Below are 16,428 nucleotides of genomic sequence, written 5' to 3'. Positions count from 1 at the left end.
CCGCGCGATGACCCGTTCCGCCGCGCTGGTGCTGGTGGTCGCGATCGCCGCCGTGCTGTTCGTGCTCGACCAGGTCACCAAGCACTGGGCAGAGGCGAACCTCGAGACCGACTCCGCTCGGCCGCTGCTCGGCGAGCTGCTGCAGCTGCGCCTGCTGTACAACTCGGGGGCGGCCTGGGGCATGGGCTCCGGCATCACCCCGGTGGTCACGATCCTGCAGCTGGCGATCGCCGCGGGAGTGGTCGTATTCGCGATCCGCGCTGTGCGCTCCCCGTGGTACGCGGTGACCCTGGGGCTCATCCTCGGCGGCGCGCTCGGCAACATCCACGACCGCCTGCTGCGCGCCCCCGGTCCGTTCCGCGGCTGGGTGGTGGACTTCCTCGTGCTGCCCCACTGGCCCGTGTTCAACGTGGCCGATATGGGCGTGGTCTCCGGCGCGATCCTGCTGGTGCTGCTGAGCATCCTCGGACTGCCGACGGCGCCCGCGCCCGACGAGCCCGCACGGGAGACTCCCGCGGGGGAGCGCCGATGAGCACCGAGCGCATCCTCCCGGTGCCCGAGGGCCTCGCCGGTGAGCGGGTGGACGTCGGTCTCGCGCGACTGCTGGGCTTCTCCCGCACCCGCGCCGCGGAGCTCGTCAGCAGCGGCGCCGTGCATGTCGACGGCGCGGAGCCGGCGCGCTCCGCGCGGCTCGAGCCCGGTTCGCTGCTGCGCGTGCAGATCCCCGAGGAGAAGCCGCCCGTGCAGGTGCGCCCCAGCATCGTCGAGGGCATGCACCTCGTCTTCCAGGACGACGACATCGTCGTGATCGAGAAGCCCGTCGGCGTCGCCGCCCATCCGGCGGCCGGCTGGTCCGGGCCGACGGTCCTCGGGCACCTCGCCGGCGCGGGCGTCAGCATCATGACCTCCGGGGATCCGGAGCGCCGCGGCATCGTGCAGCGTCTCGACGTCGGCACCAGCGGGCTGATGGTCGTGGCGCGCACCGAGCGCGCGTACACGGTGCTGAAGGACGCGTTCCGCGCCCGCACCGTCTCGAAGACCTACCATGCGCTCTGCCAGGGGGTGCCCGTCCCGCCGCAGGGCACGATCGACGCGCCCATCGGCCGTTCCCCGAAGCACGACTACAAGTTCGCGGTGCTGAGCTCGGGGAAGGCATCGGTCACCCACTACGAGGTGATCGAGGAGCTGCCGGGCGCCTCGCTGAACGAGGTGCACCTGGAGACCGGCCGCACCCACCAGATCCGCGTGCACTTCTCCGCCATGCGCCACCCGCTGGTGGGCGATCCGCTCTACGGCTCGGATCCGACGTTCGCGAAGCGACTGGGACTCGTGCGCCAGTGGCTGCACGCCGTCGAGCTGTCCTTCGTGCACCCGGTCAGCGGCGAGCAGGTCACGTTCACCTCGCAGTACCCGGCCGATCTCCAGCGCGCGCTCGAGATCCTGCGCGAGGGCTGATGTCGAAGGAGAACAGCGGCGCGGCCCGGGAGCGGGCGCTCCAGCGCGCCGCATTCCCCTGGGAGCGGGTGTCGGGGCTGCTCGGCCTCGCCCCCGCGGAGGCCGCTGTCGCACTGCGCGATGACGTGTCCGCGCGCGATGCGGTCCTCGCCGCGGCGCGCGCCTACATCGCGGCCGACGATGATCGCCGCGCCGGCCGCGCGCCCTCGAGCCCGGTGGCGGCGCACCCGGATTTCCCCACCGGCGTCGGCATGAGCCTGATCGGCGCGAGCGTGCTGTGGGAGGCCCCCGAGCTGATCCCGCAGCTCGCACTCCGCGTGGCGAAGGACCACTTCGAGGACGGCGACCTCTCCCTCGCGGCGAGCTTCGCGGCGCTCGTCGCCGAGCACGCGCAGCCCGGGCGGGACGATGCGGAGGCGTGGTCGGCCCAGTCTCTGCTGGTCGCGATCCTCTCCCGCGCCGGGAGCGCCGCTGATGCCGACGCCCTCGCGCGGGATCTCGCCGCGCACGGCGTACCCGTGGACCTGTGGCGCGATGCGGATCCGCGCCTGCCGGATGAGTCGATGGCCTGGCACGGCGGGGCCTTCGTCGAGGGCATGCCTCCGCGCGCCGACGGCCGCGCCCTCAGCTTCGAGCAGGCGGGGGAGTATGTCGACTCCCTGCTCACCGAGACCCTCCGGGAGCACGAGGCAGAAGAGGACCCGGGCTCGGCACGCGGCTAGAGCGTCCGCATTCCCGTCTCCGCGGTGACCCTCGCGACGGCGCCGGGGCGAGTCTGAGAGGCCCGCTCGTCACAGGGCCCGACTACCCTTGATCCATGGCATCCGATGACTTCGTGCACCTCCACGTCCACACCGATTACTCCCTGCTGGACGGCGCCGCGAAGATCTCGAAGCTGGTGGACGAGGTGGTCCGCCAGGAGCAGAAGGCCATCGCGATCACCGACCACGGGTACCTGTTCGGGGCCTACGAGTTCTACCGCACGGCGAAGGCCGCCGGGGTGAAGCCGATCATCGGCATCGAGGCCTACGTGACCCCGGGGACCAGCCGCCACGACCGCACCCGCGTGCAGTGGGGCACGAAGGCGCAGCAGGACGCGGGCGACGACGTCTCCGCGCGCGGCGCCTACACCCACCTCACCCTGCTCTCCCGCACCACGGAGGGCATGCACAACCTCTTCCGACTGGGCTCTGCCGCGTCGCTCGACGGCCAGATGGGCAAGTGGCCCCGCATGGACCGCGAGATCCTGCAGAGCTACTCGAAGGGCCTGATCGCCTCGACCGGCTGCCCCTCGGGGGAGATCCAGACCCGCATCCGGCTCGGCCAGTGGGACGAGGCGGTGCGCGCGGCGGGGGAGTACCAGGATCTCTTCGGCAAGGAGAACTACTTCGTCGAGCTGATGGACCACGGACTGGACCTCGAGACCCGGGTGACCAGCGACCTCATCAAGCTCTCGAAGACCATCGGCGCCCCGCTGCTGGCCACGAACGACCTCCACTACGTCACCGAGGAGGACGCGAAGATCCAGGATGCGCTGCTGTGCATCAACTCCGGATCGACCTTCGACACCCCCGGCCGCTTCAAGTTCGACGGCTCGGGCTACTACCTGAAGTCGGCCCGGCAGATGCGCGAGCTGTTCCGCGAGCTGCCCGAGGCGTGCGACAACACGGTGCTGGTCGCGGAGATGTGCGATGTCGCGTTCACGACCACCGACGAGGGCGCGAACTTCATGCCCGTCTTCCCCACCCCGCCCGGGGAGGACGAGAACTCCTGGTTCATCAAGGAGGTCGAGCGTGGCCTCGAGTACCGCTACCCGGCGGGAATTCCCGACGATGTGCGCGCCCGCGCGGACTTCGAGGTCGGGATCATCACCCAGATGGGGTTCCCCGGCTACTTCCTCGTCGTCTCCGACTTCATCAAGTGGGCCAAGGAGCAGGGCATCCGCGTGGGCCCCGGCCGAGGCTCGGGCGCCGGCTCGATGGTCGCCTACGCCATGCGGATCACCGACCTCGACCCCCTCGAGCACGGACTGCTGTTCGAGCGCTTCCTGAACCCCGATCGCGTCTCGATGCCCGACTTCGACGTCGACTTCGATGATCGCCGCCGCGGAGAGGTGCTCGAGTACGTCACCCGGAAGTACGGCGACGACCGCGTCGCCCAGGTCATCACCTACGGCGTGATGAAGACGAAGAACTCGCTCAAGGACGCCGCCCGCGTGCTCGGCTACCCCTACGCGATGGGCGACACCCTCACTAAGGCGCTGCCGCCGGCCGTGATGGGCAAGGACATCTCGCTGACGGGCATCTTCGACCCGACCGACAAGCGCTATGCGGAGGCGGGGGAGTTCCGTCGCCTGCACGACGAGAACCCCGACGTGCAGAAGGTCTACGAGATCGCCTCCGGAGTCGAGGGCCTCACCCGCGGCTGGGGCGTGCACGCCTGCGCGGTCATCATGTCCAGCGCGCCGCTGGTGGACATCATCCCGATGATGCGCCGCCCCGCGGACGGGCAGATCATCACGCAGCTCGACTACCCGACCTGCGAGACCCTGGGCCTGCTGAAGATGGACTTCCTGGGTCTGCGCAACCTCACCGTGATCTCCGATGCGCTCGCGAACATCGAGACCAACGGCAAGGAGGCCCCGGACCTCGAGACCATGGGGTTCGAGGATCCGGCGACCTACGAGCTGCTAGGCCGCGGCGACACCCTCGGCGTGTTCCAGCTGGACGGCTCCGGCATGCGCACGCTGCTGCGCCAGATGAAGCCCGACAAGTTCGGCGACATCTCGGCAGTCTCGGCGCTGTACCGCCCCGGTCCCATGGGCATGAACTCGCATACGAACTACGCGTTGCGCAAGAACGACCTCCAGCCCATCACCCCCATCCACCCGGAGCTCGAGGAGCCCCTCGCCGAGATCCTCGGCGAGACCTACGGCCTGATCGTGTATCAGGAGCAGGTCATGCAGATCGCGCAGAAGGTCGCCGGCTACAGCCTCGGCGAGGCCGACATCCTGCGCCGCGCGATGGGCAAGAAGAAGAAGGCGGAGCTGGACAAGCAGTACCAGTCCTTCTCCGGAGGCATGAAGGAGCGCGGGTTCTCCGACGCTGCGGTGAAGGCGCTGTGGGACACCCTGCTGCCGTTCGCCGACTACGCCTTCAACAAGTCGCACTCCGCGGCCTACGGCGTGGTCTCCTACTGGACCGGGTACCTCAAGGCGAACTTCCCCACCGAGTACATGGCGGCGCTGCTCACCTCCACCCAGGAGAATCGCGACCGCCTGGGCCTCTACCTCGGCGACTGCCGCCATCGCGGCATCACCGTGCTCCCGCCGGATGTGAACGAGTCCGGCATGTACTTCTCCGCCGTCGGCGAGGACATCCGCTTCGGGCTCTCGGCGATCCGCAACGTCGGCGCGAACGTGGTCGAGGCGATCCTCGAGGCGCGCGAGGAGAAGGGCGCGTTCACCTCCTTCACGGACTTCCTGGACAAGGTGCCGCTCGCGGTGTGCAACAAGCGCACGATCGAGTCGCTCATCAAGGGCGGGGCGTTCGACTCGATCGGCGCCAACCGCCGCTCGCTCATGCTGGTCCACGAGGATGCGGTCGACGCCGTCGTGGACGTCAAGCGCAAGGAGGCCCAGGGCCAGTACGACCTGTTCGGCTCCGACCTCTTCGGCGGGGGAGAGGACGGCGACGTCGCCTCGGGCTCCTCGGCGACGATCACGATCCCGGACCTGCCAGAGTGGGACCGCAAGGAGAAGCTCGGCTTCGAGCGCACGATGCTCGGCCTGTACGTCTCGGACCACCCGCTGCGCGGGCTCGAGCACGTCATCGGCAACCACTCGGACCGCCCCATCTCCTCCCTGGCCGACGAGGGCGCCGTCGAGGACGGCGCGATGGTGAAGATCGCCGGTCTCATCACCTCCCTCCAGCGCAAGACCACGAAGAAGGGCGACATGTGGGCGATCGCGACGGTCGAGGATCTCGAGGGATCCATCGACTGCCTGCTGTTCCCCACGACCTACCAGACGGTCTCCACTGAGCTCGCCGAGGACATCGTGGTCTCGATGAAGGGACGGCTGGACACCTCCAAGGGGATGCCCGAGCTGCGCGTGATGGAGGTGAGCCTGCCGGACGTCACCTCCGGCGGCTCCGACGGACCGGTCGTCATCTCCGTGCCGGCCGTGCGGTTCTCCCAGCGGGTCGCCGAGGATCTGCGCGGCGTGCTGGAGGACAACCGCGGCCCCAGCGAGGTGCGCCTGCGCCTGCAGGAGCCTGGCCGCACCACGCTCATGCAGCTCGACGCGCGCCTCGCAGTCACCCCGTCGGCCGCCCTCTACGCCTCGCTGAAGGCGCTGCTGGGCCCGTCCTGCCTGCAGTGAGGCGGGGCGGGTCGATAGCGGGGCGGCACGGGGGAGGGGGGCCGCCCGGCCGCCGCGAGCGGATCAGCCGAACAGGGCGCGCGCCTCGTCCCAGCGGCTGGCCGGAACTGCCTTGGGGTTGTCGATCGCCTCGGTGAGCGGGACGTCCACGATGTCGGTGCCGCGCAGCGAGACCATGCGTCCGTAGCGGCGGCTGTGGACGAGGTCCATCACCGCCATGCCGAAGCGCGTGGCGAGCACCCGGTCGTACGCGGTGGGCTCGCCGCCGCGCTGGATGTGGCCGAGCACCGTCGCGCGCGACTCGATGCCGAGGCGCTGCTCGATGAGCGGGGCGAGAGCCTGCGCGATCCCGCCGAAGCGCGGCCGGCCGAACTCGTCCAGCTCGTAGTCCATGAGGCCGGCGGGGGCGTCGCGGGGCTGGAAGCCCTCGGCGACCACCACGAGCGGCGCCCGGCGCCGGTCCCAGGCGCTCTGCACGTGCGCGCAGATCTCGTCCAGGGAGAGCGGGAACTCGGGGATGCAGATGACGTGCGCACCGGCGGCCATGCCCGAGTGCAGCGCGATCCAGCCGACCGACCGACCCATCACCTCGGCCACCATGCACCGGTGGTGCGAGTCACCGGTCATGCGCAGCCGGTCCAGGGACTCCGTCGCGATCTCCACGGCCGTGTGGAAGCCGAAGGTGTAGTCGGTGGCATCCAGGTCGTTGTCGACGGTCTTGGGCACGCCGACCACCGGGATCCCCGCCTCGAACAGCCGGTTCGCCGTGTAGAGGGTGCCATCGCCGCCGATGGCGATGAGCGCGTCGACCTCTTCGGCCTCCATGGCGCGGCGCACGATCGCGGCGCCGTCCTGCCCGTCGTGGAAGGGGTTCGCACGGGAGGTGCCGAGGATCGTCCCGCCCTGGCGGCCGATGCCGCGCACACGGCGACGGGGGATCGGCACCAGATCGTTCTCGATCACGCCTCGCCAGCCGTCGCGGTAGCCCACGAACTCGTCCTCGAAGTGCCGGTCGCCGGTGAGCACGGCCCCGCGGATCACCGCGTTGAGGCCCGGGCAGTCGCCGCCGGAGGTCAGAATGCCGATCTTCATGAGGTCACGCGCTCTCGTCGTCGGTCAGGGGCTGATCCTCACCTTAGGCAGAGAGCGAGGGGCCGGGTGGGGACTTTCGTCGCGCCTGCCCGGCCCCTCGCCGTCTGCTCACCCGATGCTCATCTGCCGGTCATGCGCGCGACTCGTCCTGCCCTGAGCCTGCAGCGCCGCCCTGCTCGGCAGGGGTGCTCGTGCTCGCGGCGGGCGCTGCGACCGAGCCGGGCGCCGACTGCGCGGCACCGGCCTCGGCGCTCACGCGGCGCCCGCCCGCGGCGGCCGCCTGCAGCGTCTCCTGGAAGTCGATGCCCGTGGTGGAGCGCACCATCTCGAGCACCTGCGCGAGGCCCACGGAGATGTTCTGCCCGATCTTCGCTTCGCCGTCGGAGGAGATGACGGAGAGGCTCTCGATGTTCGAGTACGGGGAGGCGAGCTCTCCGGCCACCTTCGGGAGCACCTCGAGGACCTGGGAGAGCACAGCGGCCTCGTTGAACTGCTTGTACGCCTCGGCCTTCGCGCGCGTGGTCTCCGCCTCGGCGTCACCCTTGGCGCGGATAGACGCGCCCTCGGCCTCGCCGCGGGCACGCTGCGAGTCGGCCTGCGCCTGACCCTCCAGGCGCACGGCCTCGGCGTCCTTCGAGCGGCGCTGCAGCTCGACCTCGGCCTCGGCGCGGCCGCGGGCCTCGATGGAGAACGCCTCCGCCTCGGAGGAGACCTTACGGGCCTCGGCGCGGTTGCGCTCGTCGGTCAGCTGCGCCTCGGACTCGGCGATGCGCGCGTACTTCTTCGAATCCGCATCCTGCTGCTCGGCGTAGCGCTTGGCCTCGGCGGGCTTGTGCACCTCGGCGATCAGCTGCTTCTCGCGCAGATCGTTGTTGCGGATCGCGATGGCCTCCTCGGCCTCGATCACCCTCTGCTGCTGGTTCGCGCGCGAGAGCGGCCCGGCGGCGTCCGCGACGGCCTGGCGGGCGTCGGTCTGCTCCTTGATCTCGGCCTGGCGCAGATCGAGCTCCTGCTTGGACTCGGCCTCGCGCTGGAGGTTGATGTTGCGGGCCTGGGTGGCCTCGCGGTTCGCATCGGACTCGGCGATCGCCGCGCGCTTGGCGACCAGAGCTGCCTCCGGGCGTCCCCAGTCGCGCAGGTAGGAGCCGTCGTCCTCGACGGCGCTGATCTGGAAGGTGTCGATGACCAGGCCCTGGTTGTTCATCGAGTGCGCGGCCTCCTCCTGCACCTGAGCGGCGAAGGAGGCGCGATCCTGGATGATCTGCTCGACCGTCAGCGTGCCGACCACCGCGCGCAGGGTTCCCGAGAGGATCTCCTGGCTGTAGTGGTCGATGTTCTTCTGCTGGTCCAGGAAGCGCTGGGAGGCGCGGCGGACGTCCTCGACGGTGCCGCCGACCTTCACCTGCGCGACGCCGCGCAGGCGCAGCTGGATGCCGTTCTTGGAGTAGCCGTCGATCTCGACCTGGATCTGGCGGGAGCTGAGGCTCAGCACGAAGGCGCGGTCGAAGAACGGGCGCACGATCGCGCGCGAGCCGATGACCACGCGCGCACCGCCGGACTCGAGGTCGACGTCGGCGGCTGAGCGGGCGGCGTTGCGCCCGGTGATGATGAGCGCCTCGTTCGGCGCGGCGATGCGATAGCTGCGGACGATCACGAACAGCACGATCGCGACCAGCACGAGGATCGCGCCGACGATGATCAGCGGTATGAGGAGTGCGGGGTCCATCAGGGCCCTTCCGGTTCGTGGCTTCAGCCGGCGGTGAGGTGGCTCTCAGCCTCTCACGACTCCCGGTGCTGCGCGGGGGATTGTGGAGAAGGGGACGGGCCGGCGGGGCAGAGCGGGGCGCCGCCCGGCAGGGGGGAAGGAGCGCCCTGCGATCCGGGCTGTGAGGCGAGGGCGCGGTGCGGATCACATCCGGGACGCGCCGGAATCCGCCCTGAAAACTGAAGACGCGGTGGCGCTCCTCACGCGCGGCGTCCCGCATACGGGACGCACGGGAAGGATTGTTGAACAATCATTCACGAAAGCGGCAGTTCTGCGGGTAGACCCTTTTTGTGTCACGGGTGTACGCGTCTCGGCGTTCTCTGCGTGCGCGGACGCGCCTGATCCGCGATCCCGGGCGCGGCATGACGGGCTGGTGAACACGGGGTAATTTCCAGCGTCGATCGGTGACGGAGGGCACCCCGCAGCAGCAGGGAGCCGCCCGGAGCCGGGATGCAGAACGCCGCGCCGCCTCCGGGCGGTGCACATCCCTACCCGTTCGAAGCGCACCAGGACCCCAGGCCGGCCCAGCCCGCCTCTGGAGCTTCACGACCCCGCTGAAGGGGACACGATGAGCAGCACTCCTCCGCCTGCAGGGCATCAGCCCGCCGCAGAGCGCACCGTCACCGTCGGAGCAGACGGCCACGAGATCTCCCACGAGGGCTACGCCAAGTCCCTCGGCCACCGCCAGGTCACGATGATCGCCATCGGCGGCGCGATCGGCGTGGGCCTGTTCATGGGCGCGGGCGGCCGACTCGTCACCGTCGGCCCGGCCCTGATCCTCTCCTACATCATCGGCGGCATCCTCGCCTTCTTCCTCATGCGCGCCATCGGCGAGCTGATCATGTACCGCCGCTCCTCCGGCTCGTTCGTCTCCTACGCCGGCGAGCTGTTCGGCGCCAAGGGCGCGTTCATCGCCGGCTGGTCGTACTTCATCAACTGGGGCCTCACCGGCATCGCCGAGCTGATCGCCATCGGCCTCTACATCCAGAACCTGCTGCCGAACCTCAGCTGGTTCATCTCCGCGCTCATCGCGCTCGTGCTGCTGGTCGCCGCGAACCTCATCTCCGTGCGCGTGTTCGGCGAGCTCGAGTTCTGGGCCTCGATCATCAAGGTCACGGCCATCGTCGCGTTCCTCGTGATCGGCACCCTGCTGGTCCTGTTCAGCGCGAAGATCGGCATCTACGAGGCCGGATTCCACAACTTCACCGCGGTGAACGACTCGTTCTTCCCGCACGGCGTCGCGCCGATGATCTTCGTCCTCTCGGGCGTGGTCTTCGCGTACAACGGCATCGAGATCATCGGCATCACCGCCGGTGAGATGAAGGACGCCCGCACCGAGGTCCCCAAGGCGATCCGCACCGTCGTGGTCCGCATCGTCGTGTTCTATGTCGGCTCGGTCCTGCTGCTCGCCCTGCTGCTGCCCTCGGATGCCTATGAGAACGGCGTCTCGCCGTTCGTGACCGTGTTCGAGAAGCTCGGCATCGGCTGGATGGGCACCGCGATGACGATCGTCGTCGCGACCGCCGCGTTCTCCTCCACGAACTCCGGCCTCTACTCGATCGGCCGCATCTTCCGCACGATGGCCGAGAACGGCCACGCCCCTCAGTGGCTCACCCGCATGAACGCCCGCCACGTGCCGTACGCATCGCTGCTGGCGGTGTCGACGTTCTACCTGGTGGGCCTGATCGTGGCGTTCCTCGCCACGGGCGGCCACGGCAAGGGCTCCCTCGCCTTCGACCTCGCGATGGAGACGGCCGCTGTGGGCGTGCTGAGCTCGTGGGTGATCATCTTCGGCTGCGTCATCGTGCTGCGTCGCACGAAGGGCAAGGACGCTTCCGAGCTGCCCATGCCGGGCGGCACCGTCGCTGCCTGGCTGTGCATCCTCGCGACGATCGGCATCGTGGTGCTGATCGGCTTCTCCACGGCGACGAACGCTGCCGGAGAGACCGTCCCGTTCGGTCTGTGGATCCTCTCCTCCATCCCGGTGTTCGCCATCCTCATGGTGATCGGCTGGATCTTCGTGAAGCGCACCCACCCCGAGCTTCAGGAGCGCGAGCACTACCTGCGCGCCGCGCGCGTCGAGGACGCCGCTGTGCGCGCCGCGGCGGACTCCGCCGCGCAGTGACCTCTCCCGCCCGGCTGCGCGCCGCGGCGGAGAATCATCCCAGAAGGGCTCGGACCGCAGCAGCGGTCCGGGCCCTTCCGGTATTCCAGACGGCCTCGAGGCTCCCTCGTCGGGGGCGCGGCGGCGGGCGGGAGTAAGGTTCCAGGCGGCTCGGCACGAAGACCAGTGCTCGAACGTGCGCATTCCACGGTCGCCGAGATTCCAGGATCAGCCGACTCGAAGGAGAACGCCGCCATGTCCACTGCGCACAGCACCACCGGACCCACCTCATCCGCAGAGCCATCAGGCGGGACGGGGGCCGACGGGGTCGAGATCTCCTCCGAGGGATACGCCCGCACCCTCACCCACCGCCACGTCACGATGATCGCGATCGGCGGCGCCATCGGCGTGGGCCTGTTCATGGGCACCGGCAGCCGGCTCGTCACGACAGGCCCGGCGCTCATCGGCTCGTACGCGATCGCCGGACTGCTCGCGTTCTTCCTCATGCGCGCCATCGGCGAGCTCATCATGTACCGCCGCACCTCCGGCTCCTTCGTCTCCTACGCGGGAGAGTTCTACGGAGCCAAGGGCGCGTTCATCGCAGGCTGGGCCTACCTCATCAACTGGGGCCTCACGGGCGTGGCGGAGCTGATCGCGATCGGCCTCTACATCCAGAACCTGCTGCCCGGAGTGCACTGGTTCATCTCCGCGATGATCGCGCTCGTGCTGCTCGTCGGCGCGAACCTGATCTCCGTGAAGATGTTCGGCGAGCTCGAATTCTGGGCCTCGGTCATCAAGGTCGCCGCGATCGTGCTGTTCCTGCTGGTCGGCACCGTGCTCGTGGTCATCGGCGCACAGATCGGCGACGCCGGCACCGCAGGAGTGCACAACCTGACCGCGGTGAACGGCTCGTTCTTCCCGCACGGCATCGCTCCGATGATCCTCGTGCTCTCCGGTGTGGTGTTCGCGTTCAACGCGATCGAGATCGTCGGCATCACCGCGGGCGAGATGAAGGACGCGCGCACCGAGGTCCCCAAGGCGATCCGCACGGTCGTCTTCCGCATCGTCGTGTTCTACATCGGCTCCGTGACCCTGCTGGCGCTCCTGCTGCCCTCGGACCAGTACGTCGCGGGCGTGTCCCCGTTCGTCACCGTCTTCGAGAAGATGGGGCTGGGCTGGGTGAGCACCGCGATGACCCTCGTGGTCACCACCGCCGCGATCTCCTCCACGAACTCCGGCCTGTACTCCATCGGCCGCATCTTCCGCACGATGGCCTCGCACGGCCATGCCCCCGCCTGGCTGACGAAGATGAACGCGCGCCACGTCCCCTACGCCTCGATCTTCGCGATCGCGGTCTTCTACGCCGTGGGCCTGGTGGTCGCCCTCCTCGCCACGGGCGGTCAGGGCAAGGGGTCGCTCGCCTTCGATCTCGCGCTCGAGACCGCGGCGATCGGCGTGATCGGCACCTGGGCCGCGATCTTCCTCGCGCAGATCGGCCTGCGCCGGCGCCACGGGAAGGGCGCCTCCGAGCTGCCGATGCCCGGCGGGGCGGTCGCGAGCTGGATCTGCATCGCGGCGCTCGCCGGGATCCTCGTGCTCATCGGCTTCAACTCCCTCACCCTGGAGGACGGATCGACCTTCCCGATGGGCCTCGCCACGCTGGGCTCGATCCCGGTCTTCGCGATCCTGCTGGTCATCGGCTGGTTCCTGGTGAAGCGCACCCACCCGGAGCTGCAGCGCGATGAGCTCTACCGCGAGGAGGCGGAGCGCGAGGACCGCGCGATCCGCGAGGCGGTGCAGGCGGAGGACTGAGAGCGCGCTGGCGCCCGCGCCGTCGATCCCGCGATCCCGCGATCCTGCGCCGAGAGTCACCTGAGGACCCGAGACGGCCGCGTCTCGGGTCCTCACGTGGATCTCGGCGAAGCGCGGTGGAGTCCAGCTCGCCCCCGCTCCGCGCCCGCCCCGCAGCGGCGCGCCGCCCCGCCTCGCCCCGCACCACGGCAGCGCGCCGCCCCTCCAGCAGGAGGGACGGCGCGCTGCTGCGTGCTGCCGGCGCTCAGCCCTGGCGGTGCTCCCGGTAGTAGCGGATCAGGCCCGCCGTCGAGGAGTCCTGCGCCTCGATCGCGCTCTCGTCGCCCGCGACCGCGGGAGCGAGCTGGTTCGCGAGCTGCTTGCCGAGCTCCACGCCCCACTGGTCGAAGGAGTTGATGCCCCACACCGCGCCCTGGACGAAGGTGATGTGCTCGTACAGAGCGATCAGCTGGCCCAGCACGCTCGGCGTGAGCGCGGGCGCCATGATCGAGGTGGAGGGGCGGTCGCCCGAGAACATGCGCGCCGCGACGAGCTCGCCCTCGGTGCCCTCGGCGCGCACCTCCTCCTCGGTCTTGCCGAAGGCCAGCGCCTTGGACTGCGCGAAGAAGTTCGCGAGGAACAGCTCGTGGACGTCCTGCTCGCCGTCCTTCAGGGGGCGCTCGGGCGTCGCGAACGCGATGAAGTCGGCGGGGATGATGCGGGTGCCCTGGTGGATCAGCTGGTAGAACGCGTGCTGGCCGTTCGTGCCCGGCTCGCCCCAGAAGATCTCCCCGGTCTCGGAGACCACGGTCGATCCGTCCCAGCGCACCGACTTGCCGTTCGACTCCATGGTGAGCTGCTGGAGGTAGGCGGGGAAGCGGTGCAGATACTGCGAGTAGGGGAGCACCGCGTGGGTCTCCGCCTCCAGGAAGTTCACGTTCCAGACGTTGATCAGGCCCATCAGCAGCGGCACGTTCTCCTCGGCCGGAGCCGTGCGGAAGTGCTCGTCCATCGCGTTGAAGCCGGCCAGCAGCTCCTCGAAGACAGAGGGCCCCAGCGCCACCGCGAGCACGGTGCCGATCGCGGAGTCCACGGAGTAGCGGCCGCCCACCCAGTTCCAGAAGCCGAAGGCGTTCTGGGGATCGATGCCGAACTCCTCGACCTTGTCCAGAGCGGTCGAGACGGCGACGAAGTGCTTGGCCACGGCCTCCTTCTCCTGCTCGGAGGTGAGGCCCGCGCTCTCGCGCAGCGCGCTCAGCAGCCACTCGCGCACGAGGCGCGCGTTGGTGATGGTCTCCAGCGTGGTGAAGGTCTTGGAGGCCACGATGACCAGGGTGGTCTCAGGATCGAGATCGGCGGTGGTCTCGTAGGCGTCGGTCGGATCGATGTTGGAGATGAAGCGCGCCTCGATGCCGGCATCGGCCAGGGGCTTCAGCGCCTCGTAGACCATGACGGGGCCGAGGTCGCTGCCGCCGATCCCGATGTTCACGACCGTCTCGATCTTCTTGCCCGTGACGCCCGTCCACTCGCCCGAGCGCACCGCGTCGGCGAAGGCGTAGACCCGCCCCAGCACCTCGTGGACGTCCTCATCGACGTTCTGCCCGTCGACCACGAGGGCGGGGGAGGCCCCGGCCGGGCGGCGCAGCGCGGTGTGCAGGACGGCGCGGTCCTCGGTGGTGTTGATGTGGGCGCCCGCGAACATCGCATCGCGGCGCTCGAGGACGTTCGTCTGCGCGGCGAGCTCCAGGAGCAGATCGACGGTGGGCTGGGTGATGAGGTTCTTGGACAGGTCCACGTGGAGATCGGCCGCGTCGTGCGTGAAGCGGGCCGCGCGCTCCGGATCCGTGGCGAACCACTCGCGGAGGGAGCCCTCGAGGGCCTCGTCATGCTCCATGAGGCGCTCCCAGGCGTCGGTCGTGGTGGGGTCGATCGGGTCTGCTGCTGCGGTGTCGTTGCTCATAGGGCCATTGTGGCGCGTGCGGCTGACGATCGACAGGACTGCTCCGGAAGTTGCCTGCTTCAGGAGTCGGCCCCGCCTGTCAAGGCGGGGTCACAGAATGGTCACAAGGTCGCCCGCCTCGACGTGATCCAGGTCGCTCTAGGGCACTATGGGTGCACCCTGCCCCCCCCCACGCATTGGAGCGACCATGCAGATCCGCCGCCGTTCACTCATCCTCGGATCCGGCGCAGCCGGCGCCTCGGCCCTCGCCCTGGCCGCCTGCGGGAGCGGAGGCTCCGGCTCCGGCGGGGGAGCGAGCAGCTCCGGCGATGCGGTCGTGTTCGTCAACAACACCGAGCCCGAGAACCCGCTCATCCCGACGAACACCTCGGAGCTCGGCGGCGGCGACGTCCTCAACGCCTGCTTCTCCTGCCTGCTGGCCTATGCGGCCGACGGCTCGAGCGAGAACGAGGTCGCGAAGTCGATCGAGTCAGAGGACGCCCAGAACTGGACGATCACGCTCGAGGAGGGCTGGAAGTTCTCCGACGGCACCCCCGTGACCGCCAAGTCCTTCGTGGATGCGTGGAACTTCGGCGCCCTCACCACGAACGCGCAGCGCGCGCAGTCCTTCTTCGAGCCGATCGAGGGCTTCGCCGATGTCTCGGCCAAGGAGCCGACCGCCGAGACGATGTCGGGCCTCGCAGTCGTGGACGATCACACCTTCACCGTGCGCCTGAACTCCCCGCAGTCCGACTTCCCCTCGCGGCTGGGCTACTGGGCCTTCGCGCCTCTGCCCGAGAGCGCATTCGAGGACATCGAGGCCTTCGGCGAGCTTCCCGTCTCCAACGGTCCCTACAAGGTGGAGAGCTGGACCCACGACTCCGAGATCGTCTGCGTGCCGAACCCCGAGTACACCGGCCCGCGCCCCGCGAAGAACGCCGGCATCACCTTCGTCGTCTACGCCGACGAGGAGACCGCCTACAACGATCTCGCCTCCGGCTCGCTCGACGTCATCGGCGGGATCCCGTCGTCGGCGCTGTCGACCTTCGAGGACGAGCTGGGGGAGCGCGCGATCAACCAGCCCGCCGCGATCCTGCAGTTCATCACGATCCCCCAGTACGACCCGAACTTCCAGGGGGAGGCGGGCGCGCTGCGCCGCAAGGCCTTCTCCCGCGCGATCGATCGCGCGCAGATCTGCGAGGCCATCTTCTTCGGAACGCGCGTGCCGGCCACGGACTTCACCTCCACCTCCATCGAGGGCGGCGGAGCGACCGACATCCCCGGCAGCGAGGTGCTGCAGTTCGACGCCGCCGAGGCGAAGAGCCTCTGGGAACAGGCCGAGGCGATCAGCCCCTTCCAGGGCGAGCTCACCCTCAGCTACAACGCCGACGGCCCGAACAAGGATTGGGTCGAGGCGGTCTGCAACTCCGTCACGAACTCCATCGGGGTCACGGCAGTTCCCACCCCGTACCCGGCGTTCGGAGCGTACAAGGAGCAGATCGCGGCGCGGGAGATCACCGGCCCGTTCCGCTCCTCGTGGGTCGCGGACTACCCCTCGGTGTTCAACTTCCTCTTCCCGCTGTACGCGAGCGCGTCGGCCGACGGCAACGGAAGCAACGACGGCCAGTTCAAGAACGAGGAGTTCGACCGACTGCTCGCGGAGGGGCAGCAGGCCACCGATCCGGCCGAGGCGCTCGCGAAGTGGAAGGACGCCCAGGCCGTGCTGATGGAGAACCTGCCGTCGGTGCCGCTGTGGTACCAGAACACGATGGGCGGCCACAGCGAGGCCGTCTCCGACGTGAAGTTCTCCTGGAACGGCGGCCTGCTGTTCCCCGATATCGTGAAGGGCTGACCAGCCCTCTCCCCGCGGGCTCCGGTCCGCATGCATTCCCGCAACCCAA

10 protein-coding genes are annotated in these 16,428 nt (G+C 69.4%); 7 read left to right on the top strand and 3 right to left on the bottom strand.

Annotated features, from left to right (window positions below):
- Positions 1-7: 7 nt before the first annotated feature.
- The 4 genes from lspA (at position 8) to dnaE (ending at position 5,836) form a co-directional block, all read left to right on the top strand.
- A complete protein-coding gene (lspA, locus tag Bequi_RS01315) occupies positions 8-532 on the top strand; it encodes a signal peptidase II (RefSeq protein ID WP_249736200.1) in 525 nt (174 codons plus the stop codon).
- Complete coding sequence (locus Bequi_RS01310; protein ID WP_249736199.1) at positions 529-1,455, top strand: RluA family pseudouridine synthase; 927 nt, start codon at positions 529-531, stop codon at positions 1,453-1,455. The genes lspA and Bequi_RS01310 overlap by 4 nt, the downstream gene beginning before the upstream one ends.
- On the top strand, positions 1,455-2,177 hold the full coding sequence (locus Bequi_RS01305; RefSeq protein ID WP_249736198.1) for a hypothetical protein: 723 nt from the start codon (positions 1,455-1,457) through the stop codon (positions 2,175-2,177). Before Bequi_RS01310 ends, Bequi_RS01305 begins: the two co-directional genes overlap by 1 nt.
- Positions 2,178-2,272: 95 nt before the next feature.
- A complete protein-coding gene (dnaE, locus tag Bequi_RS01300; protein ID WP_249736197.1) occupies positions 2,273-5,836 on the top strand; it encodes a DNA polymerase III subunit alpha in 3,564 nt (1,187 codons plus the stop codon).
- 63 nt (positions 5,837-5,899) lie between these two features.
- On the opposite strand, the gene Bequi_RS01295 is transcribed toward dnaE, so the two are convergent.
- Together Bequi_RS01295 and Bequi_RS01290 are read right to left on the bottom strand one after the other, a co-directional pair.
- On the bottom strand, positions 5,900-6,928 hold the full coding sequence (locus Bequi_RS01295) for a 6-phosphofructokinase (RefSeq protein WP_249736196.1): 1,029 nt from the start codon (positions 6,926-6,928) through the stop codon (positions 5,900-5,902).
- A 130-nt stretch (positions 6,929-7,058) separates the two neighbouring features.
- The gene (locus Bequi_RS01290) at positions 7,059-8,654 is read right to left on the bottom strand and encodes a flotillin family protein (protein ID WP_249736195.1); all 1,596 of its coding nucleotides are present in this window, start codon (positions 8,652-8,654) and stop codon (positions 7,059-7,061) included.
- A gap of 607 nt (positions 8,655-9,261) precedes the next feature.
- Here Bequi_RS01290 and Bequi_RS01285 point away from each other — a divergent pair.
- Both Bequi_RS01285 and Bequi_RS01280 read left to right on the top strand, forming a co-directional pair.
- Positions 9,262-10,818 (top strand): amino acid permease, encoded by a 1,557-nt coding sequence (locus Bequi_RS01285; protein ID WP_249736194.1) that lies wholly within the window; start codon positions 9,262-9,264, stop codon positions 10,816-10,818.
- 234 nt (positions 10,819-11,052) lie between these two features.
- A complete protein-coding gene (locus Bequi_RS01280) occupies positions 11,053-12,609 on the top strand; it encodes an amino acid permease (RefSeq protein WP_249736193.1) in 1,557 nt (518 codons plus the stop codon).
- A 244-nt stretch (positions 12,610-12,853) separates the two neighbouring features.
- Here Bequi_RS01280 and pgi read toward each other — a convergent pair whose 3' ends face one another.
- A complete protein-coding gene (gene pgi, locus Bequi_RS01275) occupies positions 12,854-14,548 on the bottom strand; it encodes a glucose-6-phosphate isomerase (RefSeq protein ID WP_249736192.1) in 1,695 nt (564 codons plus the stop codon).
- Between the two features lie 187 nt (positions 14,549-14,735).
- Here pgi and Bequi_RS01270 point away from each other — a divergent pair, with 187 nt between their 5' ends.
- On the top strand, positions 14,736-16,379 hold the full coding sequence (locus tag Bequi_RS01270) for a peptide ABC transporter substrate-binding protein (RefSeq protein ID WP_249736191.1): 1,644 nt from the start codon (positions 14,736-14,738) through the stop codon (positions 16,377-16,379).
- The last annotated feature ends 49 nt before the right edge of the window (positions 16,380-16,428 follow it).

The sequence above is a fragment of the Brachybacterium equifaecis genome (genome assembly GCF_023509525.1).
GTDB classification, from domain to species: domain Bacteria; phylum Actinomycetota; class Actinomycetes; order Actinomycetales; family Dermabacteraceae; genus Brachybacterium; species Brachybacterium equifaecis.
The sequence above is the reverse complement of the archived record's forward strand: the minus strand, read 5'-3'. Positions and strand labels throughout refer to the sequence as shown.